The sequence below is a fragment of the Streptomyces sp. NPDC060000 genome (assembly GCF_042737375.1).
Classification (GTDB): domain Bacteria; phylum Actinomycetota; class Actinomycetes; order Streptomycetales; family Streptomycetaceae; genus Streptomyces.
On the sequence record NZ_JBHWUU010000052.1, the window covers coordinates 53231 to 69081 of the forward strand.

General features: G+C 72.0%; 13 protein-coding genes and 2 pseudogenes. 2 read left to right on the forward strand and 13 right to left on the reverse strand.

What is annotated here, in order from left to right; all coding sequences use genetic code 11:
• Window positions 1-261: 261 nt before the first annotated feature.
• Window positions 262-1404 carry a transcription termination factor Rho gene (gene rho, locus ACFWBB_RS25880; RefSeq protein ID WP_385277061.1) on the forward strand — a complete coding sequence of 381 codons (1143 nt, stop codon included), beginning with the start codon at window positions 262-264 and terminating at the stop codon, window positions 1402-1404.
• Window positions 1405-1492: 88 nt separating this feature from the next.
• Window positions 1493-2359, forward strand: a pseudogene (locus ACFWBB_RS25885) (D-alanyl-D-alanine carboxypeptidase family protein); the annotation flags it as partial.
• Between the two features lie 83 nt (window positions 2360-2442).
• On the opposite strand, the gene ACFWBB_RS25890 reads toward ACFWBB_RS25885, so the two are convergent.
• The 13 genes and pseudogenes from ACFWBB_RS25890 to ACFWBB_RS25950 form a co-directional block, all read right to left on the reverse strand.
• Window positions 2443-3957, reverse strand: coding sequence for a glycosyltransferase 87 family protein (locus ACFWBB_RS25890; protein WP_385277089.1), 1515 nt, complete (start codon window positions 3955-3957; stop codon window positions 2443-2445).
• 20 nt (window positions 3958-3977) lie between these two features.
• Window positions 3978-5384 carry a polyprenol phosphomannose-dependent alpha 1,6 mannosyltransferase MptB gene (gene mptB / locus ACFWBB_RS25895; RefSeq protein ID WP_385277063.1) on the reverse strand — a complete coding sequence of 469 codons (1407 nt, stop codon included), beginning with the start codon at window positions 5382-5384 and terminating at the stop codon, window positions 3978-3980.
• A 297-nt stretch (window positions 5385-5681) separates the two neighbouring features.
• Window positions 5682-6611, reverse strand: coding sequence for a glutaminase (locus tag ACFWBB_RS25900; protein ID WP_385277065.1), 930 nt, complete (start codon window positions 6609-6611; stop codon window positions 5682-5684).
• A gap of 54 nt (window positions 6612-6665) precedes the next feature.
• Window positions 6666-8078: an aspartate ammonia-lyase gene (gene aspA, locus ACFWBB_RS25905; protein ID WP_385277067.1), complete on the reverse strand. Its 1413-nt coding sequence runs from the start codon at window positions 8076-8078 to the stop codon at window positions 6666-6668.
• A 576-nt stretch (window positions 8079-8654) separates the two neighbouring features.
• Window positions 8655-9671 carry an asparaginase gene (locus ACFWBB_RS25910; protein WP_385277091.1) on the reverse strand — a complete coding sequence of 339 codons (1017 nt, stop codon included), beginning with the start codon at window positions 9669-9671 and terminating at the stop codon, window positions 8655-8657.
• A gap of 44 nt (window positions 9672-9715) precedes the next feature.
• Window positions 9716-11155, reverse strand: coding sequence for an amino acid permease (locus ACFWBB_RS25915; protein WP_385277069.1), 1440 nt, complete (start codon window positions 11153-11155; stop codon window positions 9716-9718).
• Window positions 11152-11829 carry a FadR/GntR family transcriptional regulator gene (locus ACFWBB_RS25920; protein WP_189922852.1) on the reverse strand — a complete coding sequence of 226 codons (678 nt, stop codon included), beginning with the start codon at window positions 11827-11829 and terminating at the stop codon, window positions 11152-11154. Before ACFWBB_RS25920 ends, ACFWBB_RS25915 begins: the two co-directional genes overlap by 4 nt.
• Before the next feature lie 187 nt (window positions 11830-12016).
• A complete protein-coding gene (locus ACFWBB_RS25925) occupies window positions 12017-12853 on the reverse strand; it encodes an undecaprenyl-diphosphate phosphatase (RefSeq protein WP_385277071.1) in 837 nt (278 codons plus the stop codon).
• 94 nt (window positions 12854-12947) lie between these two features.
• Complete coding sequence (gene crcB, locus ACFWBB_RS25930; protein ID WP_385277073.1) at window positions 12948-13313, reverse strand: fluoride efflux transporter CrcB; 366 nt, start codon at window positions 13311-13313, stop codon at window positions 12948-12950.
• Window positions 13314-13462: 149 nt separating this feature from the next.
• Window positions 13463-13795: pseudogene (locus ACFWBB_RS25935) on the reverse strand (DUF190 domain-containing protein); the annotation flags it as partial.
• Window positions 13792-14247, reverse strand: a complete 456-nt coding sequence (gene crcB / locus ACFWBB_RS25940) for a fluoride efflux transporter CrcB (protein WP_385277075.1) — start codon at window positions 14245-14247, stop codon at window positions 13792-13794. The pseudogene ACFWBB_RS25935 and the gene crcB (ACFWBB_RS25940), both read right to left, overlap by 4 nt.
• Before the next feature lie 78 nt (window positions 14248-14325).
• The gene (locus ACFWBB_RS25945) at window positions 14326-15294 is read right to left on the reverse strand and encodes an SMP-30/gluconolactonase/LRE family protein (protein ID WP_385277077.1); all 969 of its coding nucleotides are present in this window, start codon (window positions 15292-15294) and stop codon (window positions 14326-14328) included.
• Window positions 15295-15429: 135 nt separating this feature from the next.
• The gene (locus tag ACFWBB_RS25950; protein ID WP_385277079.1) at window positions 15430-15717 is read right to left on the reverse strand and encodes an ArsR/SmtB family transcription factor; all 288 of its coding nucleotides are present in this window, start codon (window positions 15715-15717) and stop codon (window positions 15430-15432) included.
• Between the last annotated feature and the right edge of the window lie 134 nt (window positions 15718-15851).

The following is a 15851-nucleotide window of genomic DNA, read 5'->3' on the forward strand; positions in this document are numbered from 1 at the left end:
GCCGATCGGTGTGCTACATTGCCGGTAGCACTTGTGTACGCCCCGTCTGGGCGCCGGTGCCATTTCCCTTCAGTTCGCCGCGTCATCCGCCGTTTCCGGCCGGTGCAGCGGTTTTCCCGCACCACCTCACCGACGGTCGACTCCGCCGTGGCCGAGGTGCTGTTCCCGCCGCCCGAGGTGCGCCATGCGCCCTCCCTTCGCGGCTGCTCCCCCCATTCTTCGCATGCCCCATGCCTTCCGTCCGTGAAAGGACCGACCACCATGACCACCACTCTCGAACACCCCCCGCTACAGCAGCAGCCCGCGGCCCGGGTCGCCGCCGGTGTCCTCGACATCGACGCGAGCGGAAAGGGGCAGCTGCGCCCCGCGGACTGCCTGGCCACGCCCGCCGACCTCCAGGTCCCGGCCGCGCTGGTCCGCCGTCACCAGCTGCGCAGGGGCGACCTCGTCGAAGGGGTGCGCGGCACCCAGCGCGCCCTGACCGAGATCGCGCGCGTCAACGGCCGCGCCCCCGACGAACTGCGCACCCGCCGTCACTTCCGCGACCTCACGCCCCTTCACCCACACGAGCGGCTCCGCTTCGAACACCCGGCGGCCGGCCTCGCCGGACGGGTCGTGGATCTCGTCGCGCCGGTCGGCAAGGGCCAGCGCGGACTGATCGTCGCGCCGCCGAAGACGGGCAAGACCGTGCTGCTCCAGCAGATCGCCGCCGCCGTCGCCGGCAACCACCCCGGGGCGCGGCTGATGGTCGTCCTGCTCGACGAGCGGCCCGAGGAGGTCACCGACATGCGGCGCTCCGTGCGCGGCGAGGTGTACGCCTCGACGTTCGACCGAGCGCCCAAACAGCACATCGCCCTCGCCGAGCTCGTCATCGAGCGGGCCAAGCGGCTCGTCGAGGCGGGCGAGGACGTCGTGATCCTCCTCGACTCGCTGACCCGGCTGTGCCGGGCGCACAACAACGCTGCCGCCGCCGGGGGCCGCACCCTCAGCGGCGGTGTCGACGCGACCGCGCTGATCGGCCCCAAGCGGTTCTTCGGCGCCGCGCGGGCGGCCGAGGAGGGCGGATCGCTCACCATCCTCGCCACCGCCCTGGTCGAAACCGGCTCCCGCGCCGACGACTTCTACTTCGAGGAACTGAAGAGCACCGGCAACATGGAGCTCCGCCTCGACCGCGAACCGGCCTCCCGTCGGGTCTTCCCGGCCGTCGACCTCAACGGCTCCGGCACCCGGCGCGAGGAACTCCTCTACTCCCCGGGCGAGTTGACGGCCGTACGCGGTCTGCGCCGGGCGCTTCAGCCCCGGGACGGCCAGGCGAACCTGGAGACGCTCCTGGAGCGGATGCGCGCCACCCCGGACAACGCGGCCTTCCTGCGCCGCATCCAGCCGACGCTGCCCGCCGCATAGGACGGAACGTGCGGCATCCGGGTACTCACGCGCCCTCGTCCGGCACGGGCAGCGCGGGGAACGCCCGGTTCGTTCCTACGTTGATCGTATGACGATCGGATTCTCTTCCCGGGCCACCGCAACGGCCTGCGCGTTCTGTGTGGCGGGCGTCCTCGCCCTCGGCCCCACCGCGGCCGCCGCCCCGGCCGACGCCGACCCCGCAGCACCCGGCGGACCCGGCGGACCCGGCCGGCCACGGGTGGCGGCGCCCTTGCCGTCCCAGTTGTACCGCTCAGGAACGCAGGTCAGGCCCCACCGCGGCGTCCCCGAACTCCCCGATGTCTCGGCACTGTCCTGGCTGGTCGCCGACGCGAACTCCGGTGCGGTCCTCGCCGCGTCCGACGCGCACCGCAGGCTGCCGCCCGCCAGCACCCTCAAAACCCTGTTCGCCCTCACCGTGCTGCCGGTCCTGCCCGGCGAGGTCAGGCACCGGGTGAGCGAGGAGGAACTGATGGGCATCGGGCCCGGCAGCAGCCTCGTCGGCGTCGCCGAGGGACACACGTACGAGGTCGCCGACCTGTGGCGCGGAGTCTTCCTCAACTCGGGCAACGACGCCGTGCACGTGCTGGCGGCCCTCAACGGCGGCTGGCACACCACGGCCACCATGATGCAGGCCAAGGCGCGTTCGCTGGGCGCCCTGGACACGCATGTGCTGTCGCCCGACGGATACGACACTCCCGGCCAGGTGTCGTCGGCGTACGACCTGGCGGTGTTCGGGCGTGCGGGGCTGCGCAACCCGGACTTCGCGCGGTACTGCGCCACCGCGGAGGCACGTTTCCCGGCGGACGGGGACGGCGACGGCGACGGGTCGTACGGGATCGCCAACACCAACCGGCTGCTGACCGGGGCGGACGGCGTCGAGCCGTATCCGGGGCTGATCGGCATCAAGAACGGCTACACCAGCAACGCCGGCAACACCCTGGTCGCCGCCGCCCGCCACGGCGGGCGCACCCTCGTCGTGACGGTGATGAACCCGCAGGCCGGCGGCGGGTTCGCCGTCTACGAAGAGGCGCGCGAGCTGCTCGACTGGGGGTTCGCCGCCGCCGGACGGGTCGATCCGGTGGGCTCCCTGGACGCCTTGCGGGCCCGCCCGCGTCCGTGGCCGGGCCCCCGGCCGGGCCCGGAGCCGGAGTCCGTGCCGGCACCCGCCGCGACCGTACCCGCGCCGGTCACGACCGTGCCCGCGCCCGTCATGGGCGCGCCGGTCGCGAGCGCCTCCGTGGCGAGCGCCTCCGCCGCGACATCGGTGGCCGCGACCCCGGTGGTCGCGACCCCCGTGGCCGCCGTCGCCGCAGCGGCCGACGACGCTCCCGGCTGGGCGGAGGCGGCGCTGATCGCGGGCGCCGCCGCACTGGGCGGAACCGCCGTGGCACTCGTGCTGCGGCTCGTCGGCCGCCGCCCCTCGGGGAAGTGACCGACGGGCAGCCACACCAGCAGGCCGAGCGTGATCCAGGTGTAGGTGTTGCTGCCGAGGAAGCCGTCGACGCCGGACGCGTCGTCGAACCACAGCCACACCACACTGGTGCACAGCACCGCGTACAGGGCGCCCGCGACGCGTGGGCGCCCCGCGCGGATCAGCACCGCGAAGGACGGCAGCAGCCAGACCAGGTGGTGCACCCACGTCACGGGGCTGACCAGACAGGCGGTGAGACCGGTGAGCGCGAAGGCCGCCTGCCGGTCCCCCACGGCCTCCGCCCGCCGGACCCGCCACGCCCACCCGCACAGCGCCAGCAGAACCAGCACCGCCCAGACCGCCCGGCTCTCCACGCCCAGCCGCGCCAGGACACCCTGGAGCGACTGGTTCGAGACGTAGTCGAGCCGGCCCACGCGGTTGGTGTCCCACAGCGCCCGCGTCCAGTAGAAGCGTGAGGCGTCCGGCGCGACCAGGGCCGCGAGCGCCGTGGCGGCGGCCGCCACGCCCGTGGCCACGGCAGCCGCCCGCCACCGGCGGGTGACCAGCAACAGGCCGATGAACAGCGCCGGAGTGAGCTTGACCGCCGCCGCCAGGCCGATGCCCACCCCGGCCCAGCGGGGCCGCCCGGTGGCCGTCGGCCGGGCGTCCATCAGCACCAGGGCGAGCAGCAGCAGGTTGACCTGGCCGAAACTGAAGGTGTCCCGCAGCGGTTCGAACAGTGCGAGGGCGCAGGCGGCGAGTCCGACGCCGTACCAGCCGTACCGCCGCCACCGGGGCCCGACCCACACCCGCACCACGACGGCCAGCGCCGCCAGGTTGAGCAGCAGGGCGGTCACGATCGCGGTGCGCAGCCCGACCAGCGCCATCGGCAGCATGAGGACGGCCGCGAACGGAGGGTAGGTGAAGCCGTACGGCGTGCCCGGCACCCGGTAGTCGTAGACGCGGCCGCCGTCGTGGATCCAGCTGTTGACGGTGCCGTAGTAGACGCGCAGATCGAACCAGTCGCGCAGCAGGGGCACCGTCACGGTGAAGGCGGTGACGGCGGCGGCGAGCGCGAGAAGCAGCAGGAGGCGGCCCCGGTCGGTGCGGGGCGGTCGCACTCCCCGGATCTCCGCCGGGCTCATGCCGTACGTCCCAGGACGCCCGGCGTCCGGGCGGCGAGACGCGCCTGCCACAGGACCACCAGGGCGAGCGCTCCGCCGGAGACGGCCAGGAGCAGGCGGCCCGTGTCGGCGGGGCCCCCGTCGGGCAGGACGGCGAGGCCGAGGACGCCCGCCACGGCAGCCGTCCGGTGACGGATCAGGGTGTCGGGGGCCGCAGCGGCGATCAGGAACAGGCCCCACAGCGCGTACCAGGGGCGGATCGCCGGGCCGAACGCGGCCACCGTGGCGAGACTCAGGCCGAGCGCGTACACCGGGCGCGGGCGCAGCCGCCACCAGATGACGACGAGGACGACGGCCGTGGCCGCCAGCCCCAGAACGTGCCAGACGGGCACCGCCAAGGGCGCCAGATCGCTGCCCAGGCCCTCCAGGAGCGCGCGGGTGGCACGGCCCAGCAGACTGGTGAGCGCCCAGTTGTGCGCGGAGACGGGTGTGCCCAGGGCCGCTATCCAGCCGTACCCGGTGCCCGCGACGGCGGTCGCCACGACCGTGGTGGCGGCGGACGCGGCCCCCGTCGCCGGCAGGGTGCGGACCGGGCGCCCGCCCGGGCGCAGTTGCAGCACCACGACGGCGACGAGACCCAGCGCGGCGGGCGCCTTGACCAGGGCGGCCAGGGTGATCAGGACGGCCCCGAGCACCGGGCGCCGGCCGAGCGCGGCGACCAGACCGACGCCGAGCAGACCCAGCATGATCGCGTCGTTGTGGGCGCCTGCCACCAGGTGCAGCAGCACCAGCGGATTGAGCACGCCCAGCCAGAGCGCGGCGGCCGGGTCGGCTCCGCTGTGCCGGGCGAGGCGGGGCAGGGCGGCCGTCATCAGCGCCACTCCCGCCAGCGCGACGCACCGCATCCCGAGAAGCCCGGCGGAAAGGGCGCCCCTGGTCAGTCCCGACAGGGCGGCGGCGACGGCGAGGAAGACCGGGCCGTACGGGGCTCCGGTGTTCCGCCACAGCGGTGCGACCTCGTCGGCGAGCGGACCGCCCAGCCGGGCCGGACCGTGCGCGTACACGTCGAGGTGCGCTTCCACCATGGCGCCCTGGGCCAGGTAGCTGTACACGTCGCGGCTGAACAGCGGCGGCGCGATCAGCAGCGGCGCCGCCCAGACCGCGAGGACCAGGACGAGGGCGCGCGGGGTCGGCGGATCGGCGCCGCGCACCAGTGTGCCCAGGAGGACCCAGGCCGCGGTCAGCAGCACCAGCCCGAAGTACACACCGACCAGGCCGAGCACGGCGTGCGCCGAGGACGGGGCCAGGAGCTCCCGGGCGGGCAGCGCGCCGGCCGTCTCACCGCCGAGCGCGAGACAGGCCGTACCGGCCAGGCCGAGGACCTGGCAGCGACGGAGATCGATGGGGAAAGCCTTGGCCAACACTCCGTCATGGTGTCCATCCCGGGTGGCCGCGGAGCGACGTCGCGCCTTCGGGGCGGCGGCGTGTGTGTGACCGGCACGTGAGATTCACCTGCTCATCCCCCGGGCCGAGCGGGCGGTCCTCCCGGCCACCACGCACATGGCGCTGACGCGGCGCACGAACCTGCTGCTTCCCCTGCTGACGGAGTTCCTGGCCCGGCCGGAGTGAACCACGCGCTCCGAGCGGGCGCGGAAACGGTTCGGACGGGCTCGGACGGGCTCGGACGGGCTCGGCCAGACGAGGACGGGTTCGGAACGGCCTCAGAAAACCGACAGGCCGGTCAGGGTCGTGAACCGGTCCAGCGCGGCCACTCCCGCCACCGAGTTGCCTCGTTCGTCCAGGCCCGGGCTCCACACGCAGAGCGTGCAGCGGCCCGGTACGACGGCGATGATGCCGCCGCCCACGCCGCTCTTGCCGGGCAGCCCGACCCGGTAGGCGAATTCACCGGCCGCGTCGTAGGTACCGCAGGTCAGCATCACCGCGTTGACCTGCTTGGCCTGGCTGCCGGTGAGCAGCCGGGTGCCGTCGGCGCGGACGCCGTGCCGGGCGAGGAAGCCGGTGGCCAGGGCGAGGTCGGCGCAGGAGGCGGTGAGGGAGCACTGCCGGAAGTACTGGTCGAGGAGGACCGGCACGGCGTTGTCGATGTTGCCGTAGGACGCCATGAAGTGGGCGAGGGCGGCGTTGCGGTCGCCGTGCATGGATTCGGAGGCGGCGACCTCCTCGTCGAAGCCGAGCGCGGTGTTGCCGCTCTCCGCACGCAGGAACGTGAGGAGTTCGCCCGCCGCGTCGCCCGTACGGGTCTGGAGGCGGTCGGTGACGACCAGCGCGCCCGCGTTGATGAACGGATTGCGCGGGATGCCGTTCTCGTACTCCAGCTGGATCAGGGAGTTGAAGGGGTTTCCCGAGGGTTCGCGGCCCACGTGCTCCCAGAGTTCGTCACCCTCGCGGGCCAGGTCGAGGGCGAGGGTGAAGACCTTGGTGAGGGACTGCGTGGAGAACGGCACCCGCCAGTCCCCCACGCCGTACACCGTGCCGTCCGGCTCCGCGACGGCCATGCCGAAACTGCGCGGGTCGCGGGCCGCGAGCGCCGGGATGTAGTCGGCGGGGCGGCCCCGGCCCGGGGTGCGCTCCATCTCCTCGGCGATGCGTTCCAGGACCGGCTGGAAGGCGCGGGACGACGTCGTTGTCATGATCACTATTGTGCCTCCGCACCGGTCCTGGCGCGTGGTCGCAGCTGGGGGGTGTCAGACGAGGGGTGTCCCGCTGCCCGCCAGGACCTCGGGGCGCAGCAGGTCGGCGAGCCGCTCGGCGGGCAACAGGCCCTTCTCCAGGACGAGTTCGGCGACGCCTCGGCCGGTGCGGAGCGCCTCCTTGGCGATGTCGGTCGCGGCCGTGTACCCGATGTGCGGATTGAGGGCGGTGACCAGACCGATGGAGTTCTCGACGCTCGCCCGCAGCGCCTCGGTGTTCGCGGTGATGCCGTCCACACAGCGCTCGGCGAGGGTCAGGCAGGCGGCGCGCAGATGGGTGATGGACTCCGACAGGGAGTGCAGGATGATCGGCTCGAAGGCGTTGAGCTGGAGCTGTCCGGCCTCGGCGGCCATGGTGATGGTGACGTCGTTGCCGATCACCTCGAAGGCGACCTGGTTGACGACCTCGGGGATCACCGGGTTGACCTTGCCCGGCATGATGGACGAACCGGCCTGCACCGGCGGCAGGTTGATCTCACCGAGACCGGCGCGCGGCCCGGAGGACAGCAGCCGGAGGTCGTTGCAGCTCTTGGAGAGCTTCACCGCGACCCGCTTCAGCACGCCGGACATCTGGACGAACGCGCCGCAGTCCTGGGTGGCCTCGACGAGGTTGGCGGCGGTGACGAGCGGCAGGCCGGTGATCTCGGCGAGATGGCGGCGGGCGGCCTCGGCGTAGCCGACGGGGGCGTTGAGGCCGGTCCCGATGGCCGTGGCCCCCAAGTTGATCTCATGGATCAACTGGACTGCCTCGTCAAGACGGTTGCGGTCCTCGTCAATCATGACGGCATAGGCCGAGAACTCTTGACCGAGTGTCATGGGGACCGCGTCCTGCAACTGTGTACGGCCCATCTTGAGCACATTGCGGAACTCGACGGCCTTACGGGCGAAGGCGTCCTGCAGTACCGACATCGCCCTGAGCAGTCCACGCACCGCGAAGACCGTCGCTATCTTGACGGCGGTCGGGTAGACGTCATTGGTCGACTGTCCGAGGTTGACGTCCTCGTTGGGATGCAGGTGCTGATACTCCCCCTTCCGGTGCCCGAGCAGCTCCAGCGCCCGGTTGGCGATGACCTCGTTGGCGTTCATGTTGGTCGAGGTGCCCGCGCCGCCCTGCACGACGTCGACGACGAACTGGTCGTGCAGCTTGCCCGCGCGGATCTCACGGCAGGCGGCGACGATGGCGGCCGCCTTGGCCGACGCCAGCAGACCGAGCTCCTCGTTGGCGAGGGCGGCGGCCTCCTTGACGGCGGCGAGGGCGTCGATGAGGTGGGGGTAGGCGGAGATCGGCGTCCCGGTGATAGGGAAGTTCTCCGTCGCGCGCAGGGTGTGGACACCCCAGTACGCGTCGGCGGGAACGTCCCGGTCCCCGAGCAGATCGTGTTCGCTGCGGGTGACGGCGGCGGTCATGAGGGTGCGGCCTCTTTCTGGAGGGCGGGGCGGGGTGAGGGCGATGAAGGAAGGACGGCCGGCTCGGGCGGTACGGGGTCATGTCCGCCCGAGCCGGTCGGGCGCCGGCCCGGTGGTGACCGGGACAGCGGTTCAGGGGCCGGCCGCGAGGGCTCGGCCGTACGGGGCCGCACGGCGGAAGGCCGTGCGGCACGCGACCTACGGCCGGGCCTTGGCCGACTCGCGGCTCGGGGTTCGCCTTCGCGGTTCGCGGCTCGCGGCTCGCGGTTCGCGACAGGTTGTTCCACGGGGTGGCACGGCGGGCGGCGGCACGACGCCCCGCTCGTCGGCCGGGCACGAGCACCGGCCGCCCGACGGGCGCGGAGACCGGCCGGCCGACTCGCACGGAGATCGTCCGCCCGTCAGGCGCGACCCCGCCCCCCGCACATGGGGACGGCGCCCCGCCCGACGGGCCGCGCCGCACCGGACCCGGCACAGCGGCCGTGGCCGCGTCTCACCGCGGCCGGCGTGCCGCCGCTGCCCGGCTCCGGCGGCAGGGCGGCCGCCCGAGCGAAACGGCACCGGCGGCCGGAGCCGTCAGGCGCAGGCCCGCACCGTGATCGGGTCCAGCGCGCGAGCCGGGCGGACACAGCCGACCGGTTCGCCGCCGCCGAGGAGGGCTTCGCCCGCGAACTCGGTGAGGAGCGCGGGGTCGACACCGGCTCGGACGAGCGCCGCCGCGGTGACCGGGACGCGGGCGCGGTTCGCGCCGTCGGAGATCTTGACGGCGACGGCCCGGCCGTCCGGGAGCGCGGCCACCTCGACGCCCTCGAAGCCGTCCTTGGCCAGCAGGCCGGGGACGGCCCGCATCAGGGCGGCCACGTCCCGGCCGGAGCCTGAGGCCATCTCGGGGTGCTCGCGCATCGCGTCGGCCACCCGCGCCTCGGGGGTGCCGGGCGCGGAGGTGGTGATGCGGGCGGCGGCCCGGGCGAGGCCGTGCAGCGAGACGGAGAACAGGGGGGCGCCGCACCCGTCGACGGTGATTCGTGCGATCCGCTGGCCGGTGAGGTCCTCGACGATCTCGGCGATCGCCTGCTGGAGCGGGTGCGCCGGATCGAGGTAGTCGTCGAGGGACCAGCCGTTGAGCTTGCAGGTGTGGAGCATGGCCGCGTGCTTGCCGGAACAGTTCTGGGCGAGGCGGGACGGCGCGCGGCCCTCGCGTATCCACCCGTCGCGGACCACCGGGTCGTACGGCAGGTCCGTGACGTTGCGCAGGTCGTCCTCCGTGAGCCCAGCCGACTCGAGGATCCGCCGGGTCCCGGCGAGGTGGCGTTCCTCGCCGGAGTGGCTGGCGGCGGCGAGCGAGAGCAGCTCGCCGTCGAGCGGCAGCCCGGCCCGGACCATGGCGACGGCCTGGACGGGCTTGAGCGCCGAGCGCGGGTAGCAGGCGGCCTCGATGTCGCCGAGCTGGAGCTCGGTCTCACCGCCCGCGCCGAGGACGACGACGGAGCCGTAGTGGATGCCCTCGGTCACCCCGCCGCGGACGAGGTGGGCGACGGGCGCGTGGAGGGGTTCGCGGATCGCGGGGGCGTCGGCGAGGGAACTGCTGTACATCACTGCCTGCATCACTGGTGGGTGGTCGGCGGCCGGTGACGGGGTCACGCGTCGGCCCTGGACGAGGTGCGTGCGCGGTTGCGGCGGATGGCGTACCACCCGGCGACCAGCGCCGCGACGATCAGCGGCAGGCACAGCACGGTGGTGCGTCCGGCGCCGCCGTCGGCGTACATGAGGATCAGGACCGAGACGAGGAAGAACAGTGTCACGAGTTCGGTCCAGGGAGAGCCCGGCAGCCGGTAGTCCGGGCGGGTCAGCTCGCCCTTCTGGGTCTTCTGCCAGAAGAGGAGGTGACAGACCATGATCATGCCCCAGGTGGAGAGGATGCCGATCGCCGCGAAGTTCAGGACGATCTCGAAGGCGTCCGCCGGGACCACGAAGTTCAGACCGACACCCAGGACACAGATACCGCTGGTGAGCAGAATGCCGCCGTACGGGACCTGGCTGCGGCTCATCACGCCGGTGAACCTGGGGGCGGAGCCGGACATCGCCATGGAGCGCAGGATGCGGCCGGTGGAGTACAGGCCGGAGTTGAGCGAGGACATGGCCGCGGTGAGGACGACGAGGTTCATCACCCCACCCGCCGCCGGGATGCCGATGTTGGAGAGGACCGTCACGAAGGGGCTCTCGCCGGACGTGTACTTGTTCCACGGCAGCAGCATCGACAGCAGGACCACGGAGCCGACGTAGAACAGACCCACGCGCCACATGATCGAGTTGATCGCCTTCGGCATGATCTTCTCGGGGTTCTCGGTCTCACCGGCGGCGACGCCGACCAGTTCGACGGAGGCGTAGGCGAAGACGACGCCCTGGATGATCAGCAGCATGGGCAGCAGGCCGCTCGGGAAGATGCCGCCGTTGTCGGTGATGAGGGACGGGCCGGGGGTGGCGCCGTCCACCGGGTGCTGGGTGACCAGCAGGAAGATGCCGATACACATGAAGATCACCAGGGCGCTGACCTTGACGATGGCGAACCAGAACTCCAGTTCGCCGAAGATCTTCACCGAGATCAGGTTCACGGTGAGTACCACGGCCAGGGCGATGAGCGCGATCACCCACTGGGGTATGTCGGAGAACATGCCCCAGTAGTGGGTGTAGGTGGCCACCGCGGTGATGTCGGCGATGCCGGTGGTGGCCCAGTTCAGGAAGTACATCCAGCCGGCCGTGTACGCGCCCTTCTCGCCCATGAACTCGCGTGCGTAGGACACGAAGGCACCGGAGGACGGGCGGTACAGGACGAGTTCGCCGAGGGCGCGCACCACGAGGAAGGCGAAGACTCCGCAGACCGCGTAGGCGATGAAGAGGGAGGGTCCGGCGTCGGCGAGCCGGCCGCCCGCGCCGAGGAAGAGCCCGGTGCCGATGGCGCCGCCGATGGCGATCATGTTGACGTGGCGGGACTTCAGCGACTTGCTGTAGCCCTCGTCTCCGGCGTCGACGTGACGGGTCGAGGGGCGCGTCTCGTCTTTGAGGTGCTGGTCGCTCACGCCGCGGGTCCGCCTTCCAGGGGAGTGTCCGTGCGCGGGGCGCGCACGATGTCGGTGAGGGTGGTCTCGACGCGGTCGAGGTGGTGGCTCATGGCCTCCACCGCGTCGGGCTCCGAACCGTCGATCAGTGCCTCGACGATCGCCCGGTGCTCGCGGTTGGACTGCTCGCGCCGTCCGCCCAGCTCGTTGAGGAAGGCCGACTGACGCGCCAGTGCGTCCCGGATCTCCTCGATGACCCGGCGGAACACCGGGTTCTGGGCGGCCTCGGCGACGGCCAGGTGGAACAGGGTGTCCATCGCGACCCACGCGGTGGTGTCCGTCTCCCGCTCCATGCGGTCGAGCAGATGGGCCAGGTGGTCCAGGTTCTCCGGGGTGCGGCGCAGGGCCGCGTACCCGGCGACCGGGATCTCGACGTGCCGGCGCACCTCGAGCAGGTCACTGGCCGCGTAGTCGCCGAAGGTGGGGTCCTCCACGGTGTTCGCGATCACAAAGGTGCCCTTGCCCGTCTTGGCGACGGTCAGGCCCATCGTCTGGAGGGCGCGCAGCGCCTCCCGCAGGACGGGCCGGGAGACCTCGAGGGTGCGGCAGAGCTCCGCCTCGGAGGGGAGCTTGTCGCCGATGGCGTACCGGCCGCGTTCGATGGCACCGCGGAGGTGGGTGAGTACCGCTTCCATGGCGCTGATACGCCGCGGCCCCGCACCACCTGTCTGGCTGTCTGACAGGTTCACGGGAGTGATACTCCGGGTGTCCGCCCGCCGCTGTCAAGGCTCGCCCTGAAACAAAGAATTCAGGGGGCGGGAAGCCTGAAAGACGACTTCCCGCCCCCTGAGGGGATTCACATGGCACTCTGCCGGGTTGTGGTCAGCTGTCGAGGACGCCGGCGGCCAGCAGCCCGAACAGTGCCACGCCGACGACGAGCCGGTAGATGACGAACGCGTTGAAGGAGTGCTTGGCGACGAACTTCAGCAGCCAGGCGATGGAGGCGTAGGCGACGACGAAGGACACGGCCGTGCCCACCACCAGGGGCGCCGCGCCCGCACCCGTGCCCAGCGCGTCCTTCAGCTCGTAGATTCCCGCGCCGGTCAGGGCGGGGATGCCGAGAAAGAACGACAGCCGGGTGGCGGCCACCCGGTCCAGGTCGAGCATGAGCGCGGTGGACATGGTGGCGCCGGAACGGGAGAAGCCGGGGAAGAGCAGCGCGAGGATCTGCGAGCTGCCGACCAGCATCGCGTCCTTGAACGAGGTGTCGTCCTCGCCGCGCTTGTGGCGGCCCATCTGGTCCGCCGCCCACATCACGCCGCTGCCGACGATCAGCGACCCCGCGACCACCCACAGCGAGGCCAGCGGCCCCTCGATGAGCGGTTTGGCGGCCAGGCCGACGACGACGATCGGGATGGTCGCGTAGATCACCCACCAGGCGAACTTGTAGTCGTGGTGGTGACGCTCCTCACGGCTGCGCAGACCCCGGAACCAGGCCGAGACGATCCGCACGATGTCCTTGCGGAAGTACACGAGCACGGCGGCGATCGCCCCGACCTGGATGACGGCCGAGAACCCGACGACGGCGTCGTCGTCGACCGGGATGCCCATCAGGCCCTCGGTGATCTTCAGATGGCCGGTGGAGGAGACGGGGAGGAACTCGGTCACTCCCTCGACGGCTCCGAGGACGACGGCTTGGCCGACGGAGATGGCGCTCATGGAATCCAGTTCTGAGAAGACGAATGTGTCGACAGCGTTGTAGACGTTCCGGTGTCATGCACAGTCCTACCAGCCTCGAAGCCGGCCGGACCGCCTACGACCACGCCCACCGACCCATCGCGAGACCGGCGGACGCGGCGCCGAGACCCAGCACCACGCTCGCCACGGCGTTCGCGGCGGCGTAGAGGCCTGCACCGGTCTCGGTCAGCCGTAGTGTCTCGTACGAGAACGTCGAGTAGGTCGTCAGCGCTCCACAGAGGCCTGTCCCCAGGAACAACCGCAGGTCGGGGCCGACGACGGTGGCGCCCGTCAGGGTACCGAGGATCAGGCAGCCGGTGAGGTTGACGACGAAGGTGCCCCAAGGGAAGAGCGAGTCGTGACGGGACTGCACCGCGCGGTCGGTCAGATAGCGGAGCGGGGCGCCGATCATGCCGCCGACGGCGACCACCAGCCAGTTCACAACGACTTCTTACCCTTCGTGTCCGAATCGCCCAGATTCTCCGCCTCGTTCTCCGCCTCGTTCCTCCGGTTCGTCGTCTGCTTCCTCATCTGGTTCGCCGTCCGGTTCGCGGTCCGGTGCTCACCCCGGCCCCCGGCCCGGTTTCCGCCCCGGCCCACGTACCGGATCACCTCACAGGGATCGAGGGTCACCATGCCCTCCGAGACCAGCTCGTCGAGCTCGGGCAGGAAGGCCCGCACCCGCTCCTCGGTGTCCACGACGACGATCGCGACCGGCAGGTCCTCGCTCAGCGAGAGCAGCCGGGAGGTGTGGATCAGCGAGGAGGCGCCGAAGCCCTCGATGCCCCGGAAGACGCTGGCGCCCGCGAGACCGGCCGCGTGGGCGCGGTGCACGATCTCCGTGTAGAGGGGCTTGCGGTGCCAGGTGTCGTTCTCGCCGACGAAGACGGTCAGCCGCAGAGCACTGCCGGTCAGCCTGGTCATCGCTGCCTCCACAGAAGAACGCGTCGGGTCGCCGTGGCCGCCAGCCACACCATGAGGAGCGCCGCGGACAGGGTCGCGGCGAGGTAGGCCAGGGCCGTGCCGGGACGGCCCTGGCCGAAGAGCTGCCGGATGTCGACGGCGTAGGTGGAGAACGTGGTGAAGCCGCCCAGCACACCGGTGCCGAAGAAGGGCCGTACGAGCCGGTGGACGGTCACCGCCTCGGTGATCAGCACCAGGAAGACACCGATCACCGCGCAGCCGACGACGTTCACCCAGAACGTCGTCCAGGGGAATCCGCCGGCCTGCGTGGGCCACCACAGGGAGGCCGCGTAACGGGCCACGGCACCGATGCCGCCGCCGACGGCCACGACGGCGACCACCGGGAGCCGGCCCGTCCCGGTGGTCCTGCGCGCGGCGCCGGTACGCAGGCTTCCCGCCTCCGGAGCTGTCATGTCGTACGTCTCCTGCCCGGGCCGGGAGCACCCCACCTCGTCGGAGTGATCACGACCGGGCACCAGCCTAACGCCGTCTTACTTGGTCACGGGCGCCTCGCAGACCGCGATGCCCCGCTCCCAGAGGCTGCCCAGCACCAGCCGGCCGCCGGTCTCGCAGACGCTGGTGACCATGCGGAACCCGGAGCGGCGGTGGGTCAGGTGGTGGAGGATCCGGCCGTCGTCGTCGATCGCGAGGACGCCCGTGGCGCCCGACGGGCGGAACGGCGCGTTCCGGGCGAGGCGGGCGGCCCGCCGGCGTACGGCGGGGCCGGTTCGGTGCAGCAGGTCGAGCGGGGGGACGCGCGGACCGGCCAGCGCCACCCAGACCGGGCCGTCCGGCGCGCCGCGCCACATGTTGTCCGGAAAGCCCGGCAGGTGCTCGACAAGGGGCTCGGCCTGCCCGGCCCGTGGGCCGGTGAGCCGGTAGCGGGTGAGGCGGCGGGCACCGGTCTCGGCGACGATCAGAAAGGAGCCGTCGGCGCTGCGCGCCAGGCCGTTGGCGAACTGGAGTCCCTCCAGGACGACTTCGGCCTCACGGGAACCCGGCTCCAGACGCAACAGGCGCCCGGTGCCGGTGTGTTCGACGATGTCACCCATCCAGTCCTGCAGGGGATGGACCTGGCTGGAGACGGTGAAGTAGACGGTTCCGTCGGGCAGGGCCACGACGTTGCTGCAGAAGCGCAGCCGCTCCCCCGCCACCGACTCGGTCAGGACACGGACGTTTCCGGTGCCGCCGTCGGGGTCCACGCGCAGCAGCGCGCCGTCGGCGCAGCAGACCAACAGGTCGCCGTCCGGGAGGAGTTCGAGGCCGAGTGGCCGGCCGCCGATCTCGGCGATGTGCTCGACGCGAGCCGCGGGCGGGTCGTCCAGACCGTCGACACGCAGGATCCGCCCGTCCGACACCCCGGTCAGCACGCGCCCTCTAGGGTCGGCGACGACGTCTTCGGGGCCGCGCCCGGGGAGAGTGATGTACCTGAGAGGGACGAGAGGCGTCCGACGGTCCATATGGGCCCGCCCTTCCTTGAAGAGGCGGCCATCCTCGCAGGCGGGCGCGGAGCGGACAGGTCGTGGCCGTGGTCCTTTGCCGGGGCTTTCCGCGGGGCGATCTCTCCATCCTCTGCCGCCCCTCGCCGAAGTCCCCTACCACCCCTTCTCGAACATCCGCGCCACTTCGGCGATGCGCATCTCGTCGCGCCGGTAGTAGGTGCGGCGCCCGATCCGCTTGGCGCGCAGCAGGCCGACGCCCGCCAGCAGGGTGAGGTGGGTGCTCGCCACCTGGCGGCGCACGCCCAGTTTCACCGCGACGCCGTCCGCCGTGACGCCGTCCTCGACGAGGTCGCCGTGCCGTTGCGGCGGGAAGTGCCGGGCCGGCTCCTTCAGCCACTCCAGGATGTCCAGTCGCCTCTCGCTCACGGGAGTCGTCAGCATCGTCGTCCCCTCTGTCCCGTCGGTCGGGGCTCCCTCGCACCGCGTCTCCCCACTCTTCCGCAGTCGGGGCCGCCGTGTCCCGTACTCCGCCTGCCTTGGCCGGGATCCAACACCCCTGCCGTACAAGGCCGTTC

Bases quoted from the DNA above. Each gene is read 5' to 3' on its own strand.
- rho (WP_385277061.1), top strand. From the start codon at position 262: ATGACCACCACTCTCGAACACCCCCCGCTACAGCAGCAGCCCGCGGCC.
- ACFWBB_RS25900 (WP_385277065.1), bottom strand. From the start codon at position 6,611: ATGACAACGACGTCGTCCCGCGCCTTCCAGCCGGTCCTGGAACGCATC.
- aspA (WP_385277067.1), bottom strand. From the start codon at position 8,078: ATGACCGCCGCCGTCACCCGCAGCGAACACGATCTGCTCGGGGACCGG.
- ACFWBB_RS25910 (WP_385277091.1), bottom strand. From the start codon at position 9,671: ATGTACAGCAGTTCCCTCGCCGACGCCCCCGCGATCCGCGAACCCCTC.
- ACFWBB_RS25920 (WP_189922852.1), bottom strand. From the start codon at position 11,829: ATGGAAGCGGTACTCACCCACCTCCGCGGTGCCATCGAACGCGGCCGG.
- ACFWBB_RS25925 (WP_385277071.1), bottom strand. From the start codon at position 12,853: ATGAGCGCCATCTCCGTCGGCCAAGCCGTCGTCCTCGGAGCCGTCGAG.
- crcB (WP_385277075.1), bottom strand. From the start codon at position 14,247: ATGACAGCTCCGGAGGCGGGAAGCCTGCGTACCGGCGCCGCGCGCAGG.
- ACFWBB_RS25945 (WP_385277077.1), bottom strand. From the start codon at position 15,294: ATGGACCGTCGGACGCCTCTCGTCCCTCTCAGGTACATCACTCTCCCC.
- ACFWBB_RS25950 (WP_385277079.1), bottom strand. From the start codon at position 15,717: ATGCTGACGACTCCCGTGAGCGAGAGGCGACTGGACATCCTGGAGTGG.